This window comes from Nostoc sp., assembly GCF_036917355.1.
In the GTDB taxonomy this organism is placed as follows: domain Bacteria; phylum Cyanobacteriota; class Cyanobacteriia; order Cyanobacteriales; family Nostocaceae; genus Nostoc.
Genome location: NZ_JBALDP010000019.1, coordinates 1 through 4550 on the forward strand (window position 1 = coordinate 1; position 4550 = coordinate 4550).

Here is a 4550-nt window from a genome sequence, read left to right on the forward strand (position 1 = left end):
TTTATTAACCCAGATTTTTGCCAAGCTTACTGCTTTAGGACGTATTCATCCCGTTTCCACCGGCGTTGAACCCTCGTAAATTGGCAGAGGTATTGTTAACAAAATAATTTATTTCTCAGCTAAGGGGCACGATTATGCAACCAACCAATCCCGAGCAATTTACCGAAAAAGCCTGGGAAGCCCTTGTTCGGACTCCCGAAATTGCCAAGCAGTTTCAGCATCAGCAGATTGAGAGCGAACATTTGATGCTAGCGCTACTGGAACAGGAAGGACTCGCCAGTTCTATTTTCAACAAAGCTGGGGTAAATGTTCAAAAACTCCACGAGCGCACTATCGACTTCATCAACCGTCAGCCCAAAGTATCGGGGGCTAGCAGTGGTTCGGTATACATCGGACACATTTTAGAGACGCTGCTTGATCGCGCCGAACAATACCGCAAAGAGTTTGGTGATGAATATATTTCTATTGAACATTTAATACTTGCCTTTGCCAAAGACGATCGCTTTGGTAAAGGGTTGTTTCAAGAATTGGGACTGGATGAAAAAAAACTCCGCAACATCATTCAACAGATTCGAGGGAGTCAAAAAGTGACAGATCAAAACCCGGAAGTTAAATATGAAGCGCTAGAAAAATACGGACGCGATTTAACCCAATTGGCACGTGAGGGCATACTCGACCCAGTGATTGGACGAGATGAAGAAATTCGCCGCACGATTCAAATCCTTTCTCGTCGGACTAAAAATAACCCCGTGCTGATTGGTGAACCCGGTGTCGGTAAAACGGCAATTGTAGAAGGATTAGCGCAGCGCATTATCAGTGGTGATGTCCCGGAATCATTGCGCGATCGCAAACTAATAGCTTTAGACATGGGTGCGTTAATTGCCGGAGCCAAATACCGGGGAGAATTTGAAGAACGCCTGAAAGCTGTCTTAAAAGAAATCCAAGAAGCACAGGGACAAATCGTCTTGTTCATTGACGAAATTCACACTGTAGTTGGTGCGGGTGCAACGCAAGGATCGATGGATGCTAGCAACTTGCTCAAGCCGATGCTCGCTCGCGGCGAACTGCGCTGTATTGGTGCCACCACCCTAGATGAATACCGCAAGTACATTGAAAAAGATGCGGCTTTGGAACGTCGTTTTCAGCAGGTGTATGTCGATCAGCCCAGTGTGGAAGATACCATCTCAATTCTGCGCGGTTTGAAAGAGCGCTACGAGTTACACCACGGCGTGAAGATTTCTGATAGTGCGTTAGTTGCAGCAGCTACTCTGTCTGCGAGATATATTAGCGATCGCTTCCTACCCGACAAAGCTATTGATTTGGTGGATGAATCTGCGGCTAAACTAAAAATGGAAATTACTTCCAAACCAGAAGAATTAGACGAAATCGATCGCAAAATTCTGCAACTGGAAATGGAGCGGCTGTCACTGCAAAAAGAAACAGACAGTGCTTCCAGAGAGCGGTTAGAACGCATAGAGAGAGAACTTGCAGAGTTAAAAGAACGGCAAGTTGCTCTCAATGCTCAATGGCAGGCAGAGAAGCAAATTATCGATCGCATTCGCCAAATTAGACAAGAGATTGAGCGTGTCAACGTAGAAATTCAGCAAGCCGAACGCGATTACGACCTCAACCGGGCAGCGGAACTGAAATACAGCAAACTCACTGAGCTGCAACGACAACTAAAAGAAGCCGAAGCGCGACTAGCCCAAATCCAGACTAGCGGTAAATCTCTGTTGCGCGAAGAAGTCACCGAAGCTGACATTGCCGAAATTATCTCCAAGTGGTCGGGTATTCCGGTGAGCAGACTGGTTGAATCGGAAATGCAAAAACTCTTGCATCTGGAAGAAGAGCTACATAAACGTGTGATTGGTCAGGACGAAGCTGTAAGAGCTGCTGCCGATGCAATTCAACGTTCCCGTGCTGGGTTGGCAGACCCGAATCGTCCCATTGCTAGCTTTATTTTCTTAGGCCCGACCGGGGTGGGAAAAACAGAACTGGCAAAAGCTTTAGCGGAATATCTGTTTGATACCGAAGATGCACTGGTGCGGATCGATATGTCCGAATACATGGAGAAACACGCTGTTGCCCGTCTCATCGGTGCGCCTCCAGGTTACGTGGGCTATGAAGAAGGCGGACAACTCACCGAGGCGATTCGCCGCCGACCTTATTCTGTAATTCTGTTTGATGAAATTGAGAAGGCTCATCCTGATGTATTCAACGTCCTGCTGCAAATCCTGGATGATGGTCGCCTAACTGATTCTCAGGGACGCACAGTAGATTTTAAAAATACGATCGCGATTATGACCAGCAATATTGGTTCAATATACATTTTGGATGTGGCAGGAGACGATAGCAAGTACGAACAAATGCGCGATCGCGTCATGGAAGCAGTGCGAGAAAGTTTCCGCCCCGAATTCCTCAACCGCATTGATGAAATCATTATTTTCCACAGCTTGCGGAAGGACGAGTTGCGCGAAATTGTCAAACTACAAGTGCAGCGTTTAGAGGAGCGACTGCGCGAGCGTAAACTCTCGCTCAAAATCTCCGACCAGGCTTTCGATTGGATTGTTCAGGTCGGTTATGACCCAGTTTACGGTGCTCGTCCCCTGAAGCGGGGGATTCAGCGAGAACTAGAAACTCCGATTGCCAAAGCGATTCTACGCGGCGAGTTCCACGAAGGCGACACAATCTACGTCCATGTGGAACACGAACGACTGGTGTTGAAACGCTTATCACCTGAACTGGTCAATGCTTAGAGGGGGCAGAGGAGCACAAGGGAGAGATAACTCTTGGAAAGACTTGGGTTAATCGCGTCTCTCTTTCAAGATTTAACAACATATCAAAACATTTTTGGAAAAGCTATGACTTCTGAAGATTTTAGAGAAACCAGAACAAATTCAGCATTGGCAACTGTCTTAGGTGTTTTGATGATTCTGCTGGGAATTGCAGCGATCGCAGAACCATTTATTGCCACTATTGCCATCACAATCGTATTCTCCTGGACTTTAATTATTGCTGGCATCGTCCGAATTGTTCATGCATTTCAATCACGTCACAAACGAGGCTTCTGGACAACACTAGTAGTTGGTATTCTATACGTAATTGGTGGGATTTTGTTGATTAGCAACATCTTTGGTGCTGCACTCTCTCTCACCTTAGCTTTTGGATTTATCATTTTTCTTGAGGGTGTATTGGAGGTGATTGCAGCATTTGAAATGCGTCGAGATCCAAACTGGGGTTGGGTACTATTTAGCGGTATCATGGCTATTATTCTAGGGATTTTGATTCTAGCTCAATGGCCTGTCAGCACAGTTTGGGTATTGGGAGTATTTGTAGGGATTAATTTTTTGTTGACGGGTGTTTGGATGATCATGCTTTCATTAGCTTCTCGTAGTCTTCCTGACCATAGGGCAAGAGTTTAAAGCAGTTATCAGTTATCAAAGTTTGAGTTGGGGTCTAAATCTCCAACTCAAACGTAGCACGCAATAGTGGTGAGGAACTTTGACTCCCAACTGAAAAACAGTTTACTGTTAACTATTTACTAATTTATTGAAATAACTTTCGGTTTTATTGGTGAGCTAGTGCTGCCTCACTGAAATAAGGATAATATGATTACAACAGATAACAAGCACGCTGTTGGAGTATTTACTAACCGTAAAGCAGCGGAGCAATCAGTTAATGAATTGAAAGCCTCAAGCTTTCCAATGGAAAAAAACGGCAGCTTACAAAATTAAGCACGCCAATATTCTGTTAAACATTGATGTCAATGGACAGGGATGGACGGATGAAGAAGCTGCCACCGCCAATAGTAGCCACCGTAACACAGTTGCAAATCTAAGGGAGCGATTAGTCAAGGAAGGTCTAGATTCAGCATTAAACCGCAAGCCCAGTAAAATGTCGCCTCGTCAACAGGTCATTGATGGAGAGGTGGAAGCAAAACTAATCGCCTTGCGTTGTGGGGAACCGCCTGCTGGTCAGGCACGTTGGACATTGCGGTTACTGGCAGACAAAGCAGTCGAGTTAGAAATAGTGCCAGCAATTAGTCACGAAACCGTGCGTCAAGTTCTAAAAAAAACGAACTCAAACCTCATCTGCGGCAGATGTATGTGATTCCACCAGAACAGAGTGCCGAATTTGTATCTAACATGGAAGATGTTCTGGAGATTTATCACCTGCCCTATGACTCCAAGGTAAGAGTGATTTGCATGGATGAGCAACCTATACAATTGGTCAAAGAAACCCGTATTCCTCTGCAAGCCTTACCTGGACAGCCAGAGTCGGTGGATTATGAATACGAACGCAATGGAAGAGCCAATATCTTTATGTTTACAGAACCGTTGTCTGGGTGGCGTAAAACAGTCGTCAGTGAACGGAGAACAGCGGTTGACTGGGCAACAGAAATTAAGCACTTACAAGGGCAACGACTATCCCGATAGCAACAAAATCATTTTAGTATCAATACCTTCGCCAAAAAAAGAGTATGAAGAGATAGGGCTGCCGTAGTAGAGTTATTGTCTCTCACAACGACAACTCAGAACCCACACACAGCC

General features: G+C 45.4%; 5 protein-coding genes. All 5 read left to right on the top strand.

Going from position 1 to position 4550, the window contains the following annotated elements:
- Window positions 1–134 precede the first annotated feature (134 nt).
- Complete coding sequence (clpB, locus tag V7K53_RS05235; RefSeq protein WP_335196568.1) at window positions 135–2756, top strand: ATP-dependent chaperone ClpB; 2622 nt, start codon at window positions 135–137, stop codon at window positions 2754–2756.
- Window positions 2757–2861: 105 nt separating this feature from the next.
- Window positions 2862–3422 (top strand): HdeD family acid-resistance protein, encoded by a 561-nt coding sequence (locus V7K53_RS05240; RefSeq protein ID WP_335196570.1) that lies wholly within the window; start codon window positions 2862–2864, stop codon window positions 3420–3422.
- A 186-nt stretch (window positions 3423–3608) separates the two neighbouring features.
- Window positions 3609–3734, top strand: a complete 126-nt coding sequence (locus V7K53_RS05245) for a hypothetical protein (protein ID WP_335170143.1) — start codon at window positions 3609–3611, stop codon at window positions 3732–3734.
- A gap of 22 nt (window positions 3735–3756) precedes the next feature.
- Complete coding sequence (locus V7K53_RS05250) at window positions 3757–4110, top strand: helix-turn-helix domain-containing protein (protein WP_335196572.1); 354 nt, start codon at window positions 3757–3759, stop codon at window positions 4108–4110.
- Window positions 4107–4436, top strand: a complete 330-nt coding sequence (locus V7K53_RS05255; RefSeq protein ID WP_335196571.1) for a hypothetical protein — start codon at window positions 4107–4109, stop codon at window positions 4434–4436. Before V7K53_RS05250 ends, V7K53_RS05255 begins: the two co-directional genes overlap by 4 nt.
- Window positions 4437–4550: the final 114 nt, after the last annotated feature.

Bases quoted from the DNA above. Each gene is read 5' to 3' on its own strand.
- clpB (WP_335196568.1), top strand. From the start codon at position 135: ATGCAACCAACCAATCCCGAGCAATTTACCGAAAAAGCCTGGGAAGCC.
- V7K53_RS05240 (WP_335196570.1), top strand. From the start codon at position 2,862: ATGACTTCTGAAGATTTTAGAGAAACCAGAACAAATTCAGCATTGGCA.
- V7K53_RS05245 (WP_335170143.1), top strand. From the start codon at position 3,609: ATGATTACAACAGATAACAAGCACGCTGTTGGAGTATTTACTAACCGT.